The organism is Pseudomonas sp. Z18(2022), assembly GCF_036346535.1.
Lineage (GTDB): Bacteria > Pseudomonadota > Gammaproteobacteria > Pseudomonadales > Pseudomonadaceae > Aquipseudomonas > Aquipseudomonas yamanorum_A.
Window position 1 is genome coordinate 78,062 of the sequence record NZ_JAOTOA010000009.1, and the last position, 12,222, is coordinate 90,283.

A 12,222-nucleotide genomic window follows, 5' to 3' on the forward strand; every position below is an offset into this window, starting at 1 on the left:
ACTTTTGTGACACATAGGGTCTGCTTGTGACCAACAAGTATTTTACGGTCATTAAAGCGCAAACAGCTCCGCCGGCAGACTCATCAGGCATTCGCTGCCCGCCTCTACGGCCGCCCGATGGGCTGCCGTGCGTGGCAGCAGGCGCTTGAAATAGAACTCGCAGGTGGCCAGCTTGCCTCGGGCGTAATCGGCATCACCGCTGCCGCTTTCCAACTGTTCTTGTGCCACCAGCGCCATGCGCAACCACAGGTAAGCGAGGATTATGTAACCGCTGTACATCAGGTAATCCAGCGCGGCAGCACCGACTTCGTCGGGATTTTTCATGGCGGCCATGCCGACCTTCATCGTCAGGTCGCCCCACTGCTGATTCAACTCATTGAGCTGAGCCACATGGGCCTTGAGCTGTGGATGTTCGGCGTTGGCTGCACAGAATTTGTGGACGATTTTGGTAAAGCCCCGCAACAGCTTGCCCTGGCTGCCGAGCACCTTGCGCCCCAGCAAATCCAAAGCCTGAATCCCGTTGGTGCCCTCATAGATCGGCGCAATCCGGCAATCGCGCACCAACTGCTCCATGCCCCATTCACGAATAAAGCCATGACCACCGAATACCTGCATGCCATGGTTGGTCACCTCCAGCCCGGTTTCGGTCATGAAGGCCTTGCAGATCGGCGTAAGGAACGCCAGCAGGTCTTCGGCTTCCTGGCGTTGGCCTTCGTCGCTGCTCAGGTGCGCCGTATCGAGCAACTGTGCGGAGAAATAGGTCAACGCCCGGTTACCTTCGTTGAAGGCCTTCATGGTCAACAGCATGCGTCGTACGTCGGGGTGCACGATGATCGGGTCAGCCGCCTTTTCGGGTGCCTTGGCACCGGTCAGCGAGCGCATCTGCAAGCGGTCGTTGGCGTACTTGATCGCGCCCTGGAAACTTGCCTCACCCAGGCAAAGGCCCTGCATGCCGGTGCCCAGCCGCGCATGGTTCATCATGGTGAACATGCAATTGAGGCCCTTGTTCGCCTCCCCGATCAGGAAGCCCCGGGCGCCGTCGAAGTTCAGCACACAGGTGGCCGAAGCCTTGATGCCCATCTTGTGCTCGATGGAACCACAGCTCACCCCGTTGCGCTCGCCAGAATCGGCGTGGAACTTGGGCACGATAAACAGCGAAATCCCCTTGGTCCCGGCCGGCGCATCCGGCAGCTTGGCCAACACCAGGTGGATGATGTTTTCACTCATGTCGTGCTCGCCGGCCGAGATGAAAATCTTGCTGCCGGTGACCGCATAGCTGCCGTCAGCCTGAGGCACGGCGCGGGTCTTGATCAGCCCCAGGTCAGTGCCGCAATGGGCTTCGGTCAGGCACATGGTGCCGGTCCACTGGCCTGCCGTGAGCTTGCTCAGGTAGGTGTTTTTCTGTTCTTCGGTGCCGTGGGCATGGATCGCCGACATCGCGCCGTGGGTCAGGCCCGGGTACATGCCCCAGGACGTGTTGCTGGAGGCAATCATCTCGGCCAGCACCAGGCCCAGGGACAGCGGCAAACCTTGCCCGCCGTAGGCCGGGTCTGCCGCCAGACCGTGCCAGCCGCCCTCCACGTACTGGGCGAAGGCTTCCTTGAAGCCTTTGGGCGTGGTCACCACACCGTTGTCGAAATGGCAGCCTTCTTCATCACCGGAGCGATTCAACGGCGACAGCACGTTTTCGCAGAACCTGGCGCCTTCTTCGAGGATCGCGCCGACCATGTCCGGGCTGGCGTCGTTCGCCCCGAGTGCCGCGTAGTGGCCGTGGAAATCAAAGACGTGATCGATCAGAAAGCGCATGTCGCGCAGGGGAGCTTTGTAGTCAGGCATGGCAATGTCTCCGGCAGCAGATGCCTTCAACCTACTGCCGCAGGGCCCGCCGGACAATCATTGTAGGGCCGCTGAATACAGCGCCATCACTCAACCGGCAGCGCTTTCCCGTACCGCGCCCCGGCGGGTTTGCCCGGAGGCCACCACGCAGTTACGCCCGGCGCCCTTGGCGCTGTAAAGCGCCTGGTCGGCAGACTTGAGCACCTCTTCAGGGCTGCGCTGCTCGGCCTGGCGCTCGGCCACGCCGATGCTGACGGTCACCGACACGCTGGACGCTCCACTGCCCGTGCGACGCTGGCGACCTTGCTGGTCGTCCTGGGGACGGTCCAGGTTACGCAGCTTGATGTCGTAGTTGGCGATGATTTCGCGGATCTCTTCCAGGTGCGGCAGGCATTCATCCAGGGTCTTGCCGGCAAACACCACGGCAAACTCTTCACCGCCGTAGCGGTAGGCCCGGCCACCGCCATTGACCTTGGACAGCTTGCTGGCCACCAGGCGCAGTACCTGATCGCCCACATCATGGCCGTGGGTATCGTTGAAGCGTTTGAAGTGATCGACGTCGCTCATGGCCAGTACGTAGTTGCGCCCCAGGCGCTGCATGCGCTCGTTGAGCGCGCGGCGGCCCGGCAGCCCGGTCAGCTCATCACGGAAGGCCATTTGATAGGCCTCGTGGGCCACACCGGCAGCAATCATCAGCATCACCTGGCTGCACATGATGTTCAGGGTAAACGGCAGGATGAACGTTTGCGGCAACATCCAGAACAACCCAAGCAGCCCCACCAGTTGCGCGGCGTGCAGCGGCCTGGGCTGGTACCAGTACTGCGCGGCCAGGGTGACAAAGCCGATCAGGAACATCGGATACGACAGCTGGATCAGGCTCATCCAACGGCCATGCAAGGCGGGCCAGCGAATCTCGGCGAGCCAGCTCAACAAAGCCTGTGGGAAACTTTGTTCAAGGGCCAGCGCCACGCTGCCCACCGCAAACAGCACCGCGCACCGTGCGACAAAGTCGCGAAACAGGTGGGTTTTTTCCTGCCAGAGCGCATAGATGCTGAACAGCAGCGGCAACAACAGGCAACACAGATGGAAGACCACGGCGGCGTCTTCACGAACACGGCCGTGGTCGCGGTAGTAATCGGTCTGGGTGTCCAGCAGGAAATAGACGACGTACACCGTGATCATCAGGAACAGCTCGCGCTGCCTGCGGTAGACCGCGCAGTACGAGCCGCCCAATAGCAACACCAGGGTTGGCAGCACGTTGAACAGTGAAGTGAAGAACACATTGAGATCCTTCACGTACGCAGCCGACAGCCCCGCCAGCAACAACAGCAGTGAAGGTAAAAAATGACTGAAACGTACAGCAGACGCGCGAGACAAGGGTAAAGCTCCGACCCACTAAAAAAAGATGGCACAGTGCCTTCACTGATCACAGTTAAGCACATTCGATGTGATGCGTATCACATTGCCATCACTTTAACGGCCGCGCGGCGCAATCCCTGAGTGCTGCGCTGTGGTTTTTTATCGCGCATAAAAAAACCGCCGCTCCCGAAGAAGCGGCGGCTTTTGAAATGAACCCGCCGAGGCTTAGTAGCCCAAGTCGAAGTTCTCTTCTTTCATGTCCATCAGGTTGTTGGCGCCCGACAGCATGGTTGCAACGTGGGTGCGGGTGCGCGGCAGGATGCGCTGGAAGTAGAAGCGCGCGGTCTGCAGCTTGGCGGTGTAGAAGCCTTCTTCGGTAGTGCCGGCAGCCAGTTTCTCGGCGGCCAGGCGGGCCATGTCGGCCCAGAAGTAGGCCAGGCAGGCATAACCGGAGTACATCAGGTAATCCACCGAAGCGGCACCGACTTCTTCACGGTCTTTCATGGCTGCCATGCCGACCTTCATGGTCAACTCGCCCCACTCTTTGTTCAGTGCAGCCAGCGGTGCAACAAACTCTTGCACGGCTGCGTTGCCTTCGTTGGCCTGGCAGAACTTGTGGACGATCTTGGTGAAGCCCTTCAGCGCTTCGCCTTGAGTCATCAGCACTTTACGGCCCAGCAGGTCGAGGGCCTGGATGCCGGTGGTGCCTTCGTACAGCATCGAAATGCGGCTGTCGCGAACGTTCTGCTCCATGCCCCACTCGGCGATGAAGCCGTGGCCGCCGTAGATTTGCACGCCGTGGTTGGCGGATTCAAAACCGACTTCGGTCATGAACGCCTTGGCGATCGGGGTCATGAAGGCCAGCAGTGCGTCAGCCTGTTTCCTGGCTTCGTCGTCGGTGCCGTACTTGACCACGTCAACCTGCTTGGCGGTGAAGTACACCATCGCGCGGTTGCCTTCGGCGAAGGCTTTCATGGTCAGCAGCATGCGGCGCACGTCAGGGTGCACGATGATCGGGTCGGCGGCCTTGTCCGGCGCTTTCGGGCCAGTCAGGGAGCGCATTTGCAGGCGGTCACGGGCATATTTCAGGCCGCCCTGGAAGCCGATTTCAGCGTGGGACAGGCCTTGCAGCGCGGTACCCAGGCGAGCGGTGTTCATAAAGGTGAACATGCAGTTCAGGCCTTTGTTCGCCGGGCCGATCAGGAAACCGGTGGCCGCGTCGAAGTTCATCACGCAGGTGGCGTTGCCGTGGATACCCATCTTGTGTTCCAGGGAACCACAGGACACCGCGTTGCGCTCGCCAATCGAACCGTCGGCGTTCGGTACGAACTTGGGAACGATAAACAGCGAAATGCCTTTGGTGCCAGCCGGTGCGTCCGGCAGGCGGGCCAGCACGATGTGGACGATGTTGTCGGCCATGTCGTGTTCACCGGCCGAGATGAAGATCTTGGTGCCGGAAACCTTGTAGGAACCATCAGCCTGAGGTTCGGCCTTGGTGCGCAGCATGCCCAGATCGGTGCCGCAGTGCGGCTCGGTCAGGCACATGGTGCCGGTCCACTCGCCCGACACCAGTTTGGTCAGGTAAGCCTCTTGCTGCTCGGGAGTGCCGTGCTCGGAAATGGTGTTCATCGCGCCATGGGACAGGCCCGGGTACATGCCCCACGACCAGTTGGCTTCGCCGACCATTTCGCTGACGGCCAGGCCCAGGGACTCCGGCAAGCCTTGGCCACCGTGCGCCACGTCGTGGGCCAGGCTTGGCCAGCCGCCTTCTACGAATTGTTTGTAGGCTTCTTTGAAACCGGTAGGGGTCTTAACGCCTGACTCGCTCCAGGTGCAACCTTCGATGTCACCCACGCGGTTCAGCGGTGCCAGTACCTGCTCACAGAACTTGGCGCCTTCTTCGAGAATGGCGTCAACCATGTCCGGGGTAGCGTCCTGGCAAGCCGGCAGGCTCTGATAGTGCGCTTCATAGCCAAGCAGTTCGTCACGAACGAAGCGAATATCACGCAAGGGGGCCTTGTAGTCAGGCATAGCGATAAACCTCTGCTGATGTATCTGGGATGAACAACCGCGTGGATGTGTTATGGCGGTCAAACAGTTGTTTGAAACATACGTTTACGACCAATCCTTGTCAAGCGTCGCGCAAATGCCGTTTGTCATGACGTGGGTCAACGTCAGGCACGGCAAGGCCTGCAGCGAAATGCCGCATGAAGATTCAAAACCTGAGGGAGATGGAGAACAATGTAGGCGCTGGCTTGCCTGCGATGCAGGCGCCGCGGTGTATCAGGAGGGCTGAGGTGATGCTATCGCAGGCAAGCCAGCTCCTACAGAGAAGCTGGAGAGCGCAACATTCAGGCGTAGGTATCGATCAACGTGCCGAGCATTTCGTCCGAAGCCTTGGCGACTTTGGCGCCCAGTTCGACCTGGAACTTGCCTTGGGCCATCTCGACCATATTGCTGGCCGAGTTCGACGCCTGATTGGCATCGGCTGCACGCAAGCGATCGTTCTGTGCATCCGAAGGCTGGGTAGTGGCGGCGCTGGCGATCTTGCCGGCGGCCTGGTCGACACGGTTCTGCCCGGTCTGAATCGCGCTCAGCCCCGAGTAAAACGCACTGCTACCAGAGATTTCCATGGCGTGAACCTGCCTATAAGAGAATCGTGAACCGTTATTGAAGCAGACATACCGGCAAAACGCCCGTCAAAAACACTAATGGCATAATGCCTTATTGATAGGCAAAACTAGTCAAGCAGGTCCAGTTGCAAGTACTCCGCCACCGCTTCAGCGCCGGGATGCTTGAGCTTTGGCACCCTGCCCAGGCATGGCGCGGGCAGCCGTTCAGCCAGGGTGGCGAGGTTTTCTTCCAGACGAGAGGTCTTGGGGTCGATGATATTCGCCACCCAACCTGCCAACGGCAAACCGTCCCGGGCGATGGCTTCGGCGGTCAGCAGCGCGTGGCTGATGCAACCCAGCCGCACGCCCACCACCAGGATCACCGGCAGCTTCAGCGCCTGGGCCAGGTCCGACAGGTTGTCCTGATCCGCCAAGGGCACACGCCAGCCGCCCGCACCTTCAATCAGGGTGAAGTCGGCCTGCTTGGCCAGAATATGCTGCATGGGTTTGAGCAACGACTGCACCGTCAGCGCCACTCCGGCTTCACGGGCCGCCAGATGCGGTGCGATGGCCGGCTCGAACGCCACCGGGTTGACCTCGGCATAGGTCAAGGGCAAAGAACACTCGGCCAGCAACGCCAGGGCATCCGAATTGCGCAGCCCCTTGGGCGTCAGTTGGCAGCCCGAGGCCACCGGCTTGCCCGCCGCCGTGCTTTTGCCGGCTTGACGCGCGGCATGCAGCAGGCCCGCGGCGATGGTGGTCTTGCCGACGTCGGTGTCGGTCCCCGTGATGAAGTAAGCGGCACTCATAGAGGTTTCTCCAGGACGGCGTACACCACTTGATAAGTTGCCGGCAGGCCCTGGGCCTGGCGGAACTGCTCGTAGGCTTGCACCAGTGCAACAATCCGCGCCCGGCCCGTCAAGCCTCCGGGGCGCCCCGGGTTCAGATTGTGTGCACCCAAGGCTTTCAATTCGTGGGTCAGGCTGCGCACGTCGGGGTAATGCAGCACGTGGGGACGCTGCTCCAGGCTGCGCACCCGCAAGCCACTGGCGGCGCAAAGTTGCTGGTAAACACTGAATGGTCGGAAGCGATTGACGTGGACCATGCCATCCGCCGCACGCCAGCTTTCGCGCAACTCATCCAGCGTGCCCACGCACAGGCTGGCAAACGCCAGCACGCCGCCAGGCTGCAACACCCGCCGCGCCTCGCTGAGTACGGCGGCAAAGTCCGAACACCACTGCACAGCAAGGCTCGAATAGATCAGCCCGCAACTGGCGTCCTGCAACGGCAAGCGCTCGGCATCGCCAGCGATAAAATGTTGCGCACCACCCAACGGCCGGGCGTGGTTGAGCATGCCTTCGGCAATATCCAGGGCCACGCCTTGGCTGTCCGGAAATGACTGGCCCAGCACACGACTGAAATAACCCGTGCCGCAGCCCAGGTCCAGCCAGCGTTGCGGCGAGATATCTGCCGGCACACGTCGCAGCAGCTCACTGCCCACCGTACGCTGCAACTCGGCAACGCTGTCGTAACTGGCGGCTGCGCGGGAAAAGGAGGCCGCTACCTGGCGCTTGTCTGGCAAGCCGCCCGGCAGCACCGGAAGGGATAAATCAGTCATCACCGCACTCATGCAAAAAAGCCTGGATGGCCCCCGCCACACCGTGGGGGTCCTCCAGTAGAAAAGCGTGACCGGCCTGTTCAATCAGGCCGATTTCAACATCGGGCAGCAACGTCAGCAAGTCGCTGGCCGCCTCGGCGGGCACCAGGCCGTCCATGCCGGCAAACAGGTGCAACTGTGGGCCACGAAAGGCCAGCAACGCCTCACGGGTATCCAATTGAGCGAGTAATTCAAGGCCATTCATCAGGACCGGAGAAGGCGTATTCGGCGCTCCACTGACCAACAAGCGCGCCAGCCCGCGAGGGTCTTCCGCGCCCTTGGCACACAGCAGGCCGAAGCGCTTGAGCGTGACCAGGGAATCGGCATTGCACCCGGCGAGAAACGCATCGAAGGTTTCGCCGGGCATTGCGCTCGGCCAGCCGTCATGGGCGACAAAACACGGATTGCTGGCCAGGGTCACCAGGCCACAGCAACGATCGCCGCGGCGGGCTGCAAGCTCAGAAGCCAGCATCCCGCCGAGGGACCAGCCACCCAGCCAGGCGTTGTCCGGCAGGCTGGCGTCCAGCTCGTCCAGCCATTCGTCGAGGTCGCCGGAAGCCAGCACCGGCAAGGGTTCGATATGCACCCGCAGGTGTTCATCCAGCCCTTGCAGCGCCGCCGCCAGCGGTTCCAGCGGCGAGATGCCAAGGCCCCAACCGGGCAGCAGTATCAGTCGATCACGCATGGTCGGGCTCCTGGCCTAACAAGCGGAAACACTCCTCCAATGCGTTTAACAATAGCTGCACCTGGGCTTCGCTGTGGGCCGCCGTCAGGGTCACCCGCAGGCGGGCGCTGCCGGCGGGCACAGTTGGCGGGCGGATCGCCGTTACCATCAGCCCGCGCTCGCGGAGCATCTGCGACAAACGCACGGCACGGGCGCTGTCGCCAATCATGATCGGCTGGATCGGCGTGAAACTGTCCATCAGCTCCAGGCCGATCTGCTCGGCGCCCTGGCGGAACTGGCGGATCAACCCGTTGAGATGCTCCCGCCGCCAATGCTCGGTGCGCAGCAGTTCCAGGCTCTTCAACGTGGCGCAGGCCAGCGCGGGCGGTTGGCTGGTGGTGTAGATGTACGGGCGGGCGAACTGGATCAGGCTTTCGATCAGTTCCTCACTACCCGCCACAAATGCCCCGGCAGTACCGAAGGCCTTGCCCAGGGTGCCCACCAATACCGGCACGTCTTCCTGGCTCAAACCAAAGTGCTCGACGATCCCGCCACCATTGGCGCCCAGAGGCCCGAAGCCATGGGCGTCATCCACCATCAGCCACGCGCCCCGGGCCCGGGTTTCACGGGCCAGCGCCGGCAGGTCGGCCAGGTCGCCGTCCATGCTGAACACGCCATCGGTCACTACCAGCGTATTGCCGGTGGCCTTCTCCAGGCGCTTGGCCAGGCTGGCCGCGTCGTTGTGCAGATAACGATTGAATCGTGCCCCCGAGAGCAAACCGGCATCCAGCAACGAAGCGTGGTTGAGACGGTCTTCCAGCACCGTATCGCCCTGCCCCACCAGCGCCGTGACCGCGCCGAGGTTGGCCATGTAACCGGTGGTGAACAGCAGCGCACGCGGGCGGCCGGTCAGGTCGGCCAGGGCTTCTTCCAGTTCATGGTGCGGCGTGCTGTGGCCGATCACCAGGTGTGAAGCGCCACCGCCCACACCCCAGCGTGCCGCGCCCGCGCGCCAGGCTTCAATCACTTGCGGGTGATTGGCCAGGCCCAGGTAATCGTTGTTGCAGAACGCCAGTAACGGCTGGCCATCGACCACCACTTCAGGGCCTTGAGGGCTCTGCAGCAGTGGACGTTGGCGGTACAGGTGCTCGGCACGACGGGCCGCAAGACGCGCGGCGAGATCGAAAGACATGCAGACCTCGATTAGCGCTCAACCCTGTGGGAGCTGGCTTGCCTGCGATGACGGCGGCACATTCAGCATCAATGTGCCTGACAGACCGCTATCGCAGGCAAGCCAGCTCCCACACTGGACCGCACTTCGACAAGAGATATGGCTTAAACAGCCGCGTTGTAGAACTGCTCGCTACTTTTCTGTTCTACCAGCGCCTGCTCGATCGCCGCCTGGTGCACTTCATCGGCATGCTCTTCACGGGCCTCCGGCAAGATGCCCAGGCGCGAGAACAGCTGCATGTCTTTATCCGCCTGCGGGTTGGCGGTGGTCAGCAGTTTGTCGCCGTAGAAAATCGAGTTGGCACCGGCAAAAAACGCCAGGGCCTGCATCTGCTCGTTCATCGCCTCACGCCCGGCCGACAGCCGCACATGGGACTGCGGCATCAGGATGCGCGCCACCGCCAGCATGCGGATGAAGTCGAACGGGTCGATGTCTTCGGCGTTTTCCAGCGGCGTACCCACCACTTTCACCAGCATGTTGATCGGCACCGATTCCGGATGCTCCGGCAGGTTGGCCAGCTGGATCAGCAGGTTGGCGCGATCGTCCAGGGACTCGCCCATGCCGAGGATGCCGCCGGAGCAGATCTTCATCCCCGAATCACGCACGTACGCCAGGGTTTGCAGGCGTTCGCCGTAGGTGCGGGTGGTGATGATCGAACCGTAGAACTCCGGCGAGGTGTCGAGGTTGTGGTTGTAGTAGTCGAGGCCGGCCTGGGCCAGGGCTTCGGTCTGGTCCTGGTCGAGGCGGCCGAGGGTCATGCAGGTTTCCAGGCCCATGGCTTTCACGCCTTTGACCATCTCCAGCACGTAGGGCATGTCTTTGGCCGACGGATGCTTCCAGGCGGCGCCCATGCAGAAACGGGTCGAACCGATGGCCTTGGCGCGGGCGGCCTCTTCGAGGACCTTCTGCACTTCCATCAGCTTTTCTTTTTCCAGGCCCGTGTTGTAGTGGCCCGACTGCGGACAATATTTGCAATCTTCCGGGCAGGCGCCGGTCTTGATCGACAGCAGCGTGGAAACCTGGACGCGGTTGGCGTCGAAATGCGCGCGGTGCACGGTCTGCGCCTGGAACAACAGGTCATTGAAGGGCTGCACAAACAGCGCTTTGACTTCGGCTAAAGACCAATCGTGACGCAGGTTGGCAGTGATGCTGGCGCTCATGGGCGATTCCTTGATTATGCTTTGGCAAGCCCTGCGGGGAGTAATACCCACAGGCACGACACGGATGCTCGGCATATTTAAGGAAGATTCATGCACTGTCAACTTGATAACAAGCACGAGGTTTACATCTGGTTAAAAAGCAACCAGACCTGTCTGGTCTGCGATGAACTCAGCGAAACCGCCCATCCTGTCTGCAACGTCTGCGAAACCGAGCTGCCCTGGCTGATGGACCACTGCGAAGTGTGCGCGCTGCCGTTGCCCATGGCGGGCCTGGTGTGCGGCCAATGCCTGAAGCGACCGCCGGCGTTTAAACACGTGGTTGCGCCCTGGACTTACAGCTTTCCCGTCGACAGCCTGATCAGCCGTTTCAAGCATCAGGCCCGCTGGCCGCTGGGGCATTTGCTCGCGCATCTGCTGGGGCAATTTCTGCAACACCGGTATGACGATGCCGAACTCATGCGCCCCGACTGCCTGCTGCCCGTGCCTTTGGCCCGCAAACGCCTGCGGGAACGGGGTTTCAACCAGGCGGCGATGCTCGCCCGCTGGCTGAGCAATGACCTGAATATCCCTTACGATGAGCACCTGCTGTTACGGCCTCATGAAACCGTGGCGCAGCAGGATCTGGACGCCAAAACCCGCCAGCGCAACCTGCTCCAGGCCTTCGCCCTGGCAGAAGGTGCCCAAGTCAAAGGCCGGCACCTGGCGCTGATCGACGACGTGCTTACCACCGGCGCCACCGCCAACAGCCTCGCCCGATTGCTGATGGACGCCGGCGCCCGGCAAGTCGACGTGTATTGCCTGGCGCGCACGCCCAAGCCGGGCACATGACTTGACTCGGGAGCGCCCTGCCCGCAACGTCTGCCCATTCCATCGAAGCGTGTAGCCATGTCCCTGCCAACCCTCTTGAGCCAACACATCGTCCGTCGCCCCCAGCGCATTGCGTTGCTGCAACACATTGCCGAACAGGGCTCCATCACCCGCGCCGCAAAAAGCGCGGGCTTGAGCTACAAGGCCGCGTGGGACGCCATCGACGAGCTGAACAACCTGGCGCAAAAGCCCCTGGTAGAACGCAGCGTGGGCGGTAAGGGCGGCGGCGGCGCCAAGCTGACGGCCGAAGGCGAACGGGTATTGCGCCTTTACCAGCGCCTGCAGGTGCTGCAAGCCCAGGTGCTGGACTCCGCCGAAGACGCCAGCGACTTTAACCTGCTGGGCCGCCTGATGCTGCGCACCAGCGCCCGCAACCAATTGCACGGCCGGGTGATTGCCATCGACAGCCACGGCCGCAACGATCTGATTCGCCTGGAACTGGCCGCCGGGTTGAGCCTGGAGGCGCAGATTACCCACGACAGCACGTTGCGCCTGGAGCTGGAGATCGGCACGGAAGTCGTCGCCCTGATCAAGGCCGGCTGGCTTGAAGTGCTGGCCGTCTCGCAGCCAGCAACACCTGGACACAATTGCCTGGAAGGGAAAATCGAGGCCATTCTCGACGCCGAGGATGGTCCCAGCGAGGTGCGTATCACCCTGCCCAACGGCCAGGTTTTGTGTGCCCTGGCCCGGCCCGAGGCGCTTGCGCAGATGAATGCCGCCGAAGGCCACCCGGTGAAGGTGCAGTTCTCCCCCAGCAACGTGCTGCTGGGCACCCCGGTGTAGCGCTTCAAACTGCAACAATTTCGTCACGACCGCTCCCTAAGGTGTCTGCAAAA

General features: G+C 61.8%; 12 protein-coding genes. 3 read left to right on the forward strand and 9 right to left on the reverse strand.

Annotation, left to right across the window (positions count from 1 at the left end):
• Window positions 1-51 precede the first annotated feature (51 nt).
• The 3 genes from V3W39_RS18955 to V3W39_RS18965 form a co-directional block, all read right to left on the reverse strand.
• Entirely contained in the window at window positions 52-1,836 is a 1,785-nt protein-coding gene (locus V3W39_RS18955; RefSeq protein WP_259198050.1) for an acyl-CoA dehydrogenase C-terminal domain-containing protein, read from the reverse strand.
• A 90-nt stretch (window positions 1,837-1,926) separates the two neighbouring features.
• Complete coding sequence (locus V3W39_RS18960; RefSeq protein ID WP_177112576.1) at window positions 1,927-3,213, reverse strand: GGDEF domain-containing protein; 1,287 nt, start codon at window positions 3,211-3,213, stop codon at window positions 1,927-1,929.
• Between the two features lie 207 nt (window positions 3,214-3,420).
• Entirely contained in the window at window positions 3,421-5,226 is a 1,806-nt protein-coding gene (locus V3W39_RS18965; protein WP_177131812.1) for a phenylacyl-CoA dehydrogenase, read from the reverse strand.
• 52 nt (window positions 5,227-5,278) lie between these two features.
• Between V3W39_RS18965 and V3W39_RS18970 the strand changes: the two genes are divergently transcribed.
• Window positions 5,279-5,491 (forward strand): hypothetical protein, encoded by a 213-nt coding sequence (locus V3W39_RS18970; protein ID WP_330213117.1) that lies wholly within the window; start codon window positions 5,279-5,281, stop codon window positions 5,489-5,491.
• A gap of 55 nt (window positions 5,492-5,546) precedes the next feature.
• On the opposite strand, the gene V3W39_RS18975 is transcribed toward V3W39_RS18970, so the two are convergent.
• The 6 genes from V3W39_RS18975 to bioB all read right to left on the reverse strand — a co-directional run bounded on the left by V3W39_RS18975 (window position 5,547) and on the right by bioB (window position 10,519).
• Complete coding sequence (locus tag V3W39_RS18975) at window positions 5,547-5,828, reverse strand: pyrroloquinoline quinone biosynthesis protein PqqE (protein ID WP_177043223.1); 282 nt, start codon at window positions 5,826-5,828, stop codon at window positions 5,547-5,549.
• A 107-nt stretch (window positions 5,829-5,935) separates the two neighbouring features.
• Window positions 5,936-6,616: a dethiobiotin synthase gene (gene bioD / locus V3W39_RS18980; protein WP_177043222.1), complete on the reverse strand. Its 681-nt coding sequence runs from the start codon at window positions 6,614-6,616 to the stop codon at window positions 5,936-5,938.
• The gene (bioC, locus tag V3W39_RS18985; protein ID WP_330213118.1) at window positions 6,613-7,425 is read right to left on the reverse strand and encodes a malonyl-ACP O-methyltransferase BioC; all 813 of its coding nucleotides are present in this window, start codon (window positions 7,423-7,425) and stop codon (window positions 6,613-6,615) included. Before bioC ends, bioD begins: the two co-directional genes overlap by 4 nt.
• The gene (locus V3W39_RS18990) at window positions 7,418-8,149 is read right to left on the reverse strand and encodes an alpha/beta fold hydrolase (protein ID WP_330213119.1); all 732 of its coding nucleotides are present in this window, start codon (window positions 8,147-8,149) and stop codon (window positions 7,418-7,420) included. The genes bioC and V3W39_RS18990 overlap by 8 nt, the downstream gene beginning before the upstream one ends.
• Window positions 8,142-9,320: an 8-amino-7-oxononanoate synthase gene (gene bioF / locus V3W39_RS18995; RefSeq protein ID WP_177131822.1), complete on the reverse strand. Its 1,179-nt coding sequence runs from the start codon at window positions 9,318-9,320 to the stop codon at window positions 8,142-8,144. The genes V3W39_RS18990 and bioF overlap by 8 nt, the downstream gene beginning before the upstream one ends.
• Window positions 9,321-9,463: 143 nt before the next feature.
• Window positions 9,464-10,519: a biotin synthase BioB gene (gene bioB, locus V3W39_RS19000; RefSeq protein ID WP_177043218.1), complete on the reverse strand. Its 1,056-nt coding sequence runs from the start codon at window positions 10,517-10,519 to the stop codon at window positions 9,464-9,466.
• 90 nt (window positions 10,520-10,609) lie between these two features.
• Between bioB and V3W39_RS19005 the strand changes: the two genes are divergently transcribed.
• Window positions 10,610-11,347, forward strand: a complete 738-nt coding sequence (locus tag V3W39_RS19005) for a ComF family protein (protein WP_330213120.1) — start codon at window positions 10,610-10,612, stop codon at window positions 11,345-11,347.
• A 57-nt stretch (window positions 11,348-11,404) separates the two neighbouring features.
• On the forward strand, window positions 11,405-12,169 hold the full coding sequence (locus V3W39_RS19010; protein WP_177079294.1) for a TOBE domain-containing protein: 765 nt from the start codon (window positions 11,405-11,407) through the stop codon (window positions 12,167-12,169).
• Window positions 12,170-12,222 lie beyond the last annotated feature (53 nt).

Coding starts and splice junctions, on each gene's coding strand:
- V3W39_RS18955 (WP_259198050.1), bottom strand. CDS start 1,836: ATGCCTGACTACAAAGCTCCCCTGCGCGACATGCGCTTTCTGATCGAT.
- V3W39_RS18965 (WP_177131812.1), bottom strand. CDS start 5,226: ATGCCTGACTACAAGGCCCCCTTGCGTGATATTCGCTTCGTTCGTGAC.
- V3W39_RS18970 (WP_330213117.1), top strand. CDS start 5,279: ATGGCGGTCAAACAGTTGTTTGAAACATACGTTTACGACCAATCCTTG.
- V3W39_RS18975 (WP_177043223.1), bottom strand. CDS start 5,828: ATGGAAATCTCTGGTAGCAGTGCGTTTTACTCGGGGCTGAGCGCGATT.
- bioD (WP_177043222.1), bottom strand. CDS start 6,616: ATGAGTGCCGCTTACTTCATCACGGGGACCGACACCGACGTCGGCAAG.
- bioC (WP_330213118.1), bottom strand. CDS start 7,425: ATGACTGATTTATCCCTTCCGGTGCTGCCGGGCGGCTTGCCAGACAAG.
- V3W39_RS18990 (WP_330213119.1), bottom strand. CDS start 8,149: ATGCGTGATCGACTGATACTGCTGCCCGGTTGGGGCCTTGGCATCTCG.
- bioF (WP_177131822.1), bottom strand. CDS start 9,320: ATGTCTTTCGATCTCGCCGCGCGTCTTGCGGCCCGTCGTGCCGAGCAC.
- bioB (WP_177043218.1), bottom strand. CDS start 10,519: ATGAGCGCCAGCATCACTGCCAACCTGCGTCACGATTGGTCTTTAGCC.
- V3W39_RS19005 (WP_330213120.1), top strand. CDS start 10,610: ATGCACTGTCAACTTGATAACAAGCACGAGGTTTACATCTGGTTAAAA.
- V3W39_RS19010 (WP_177079294.1), top strand. CDS start 11,405: ATGTCCCTGCCAACCCTCTTGAGCCAACACATCGTCCGTCGCCCCCAG.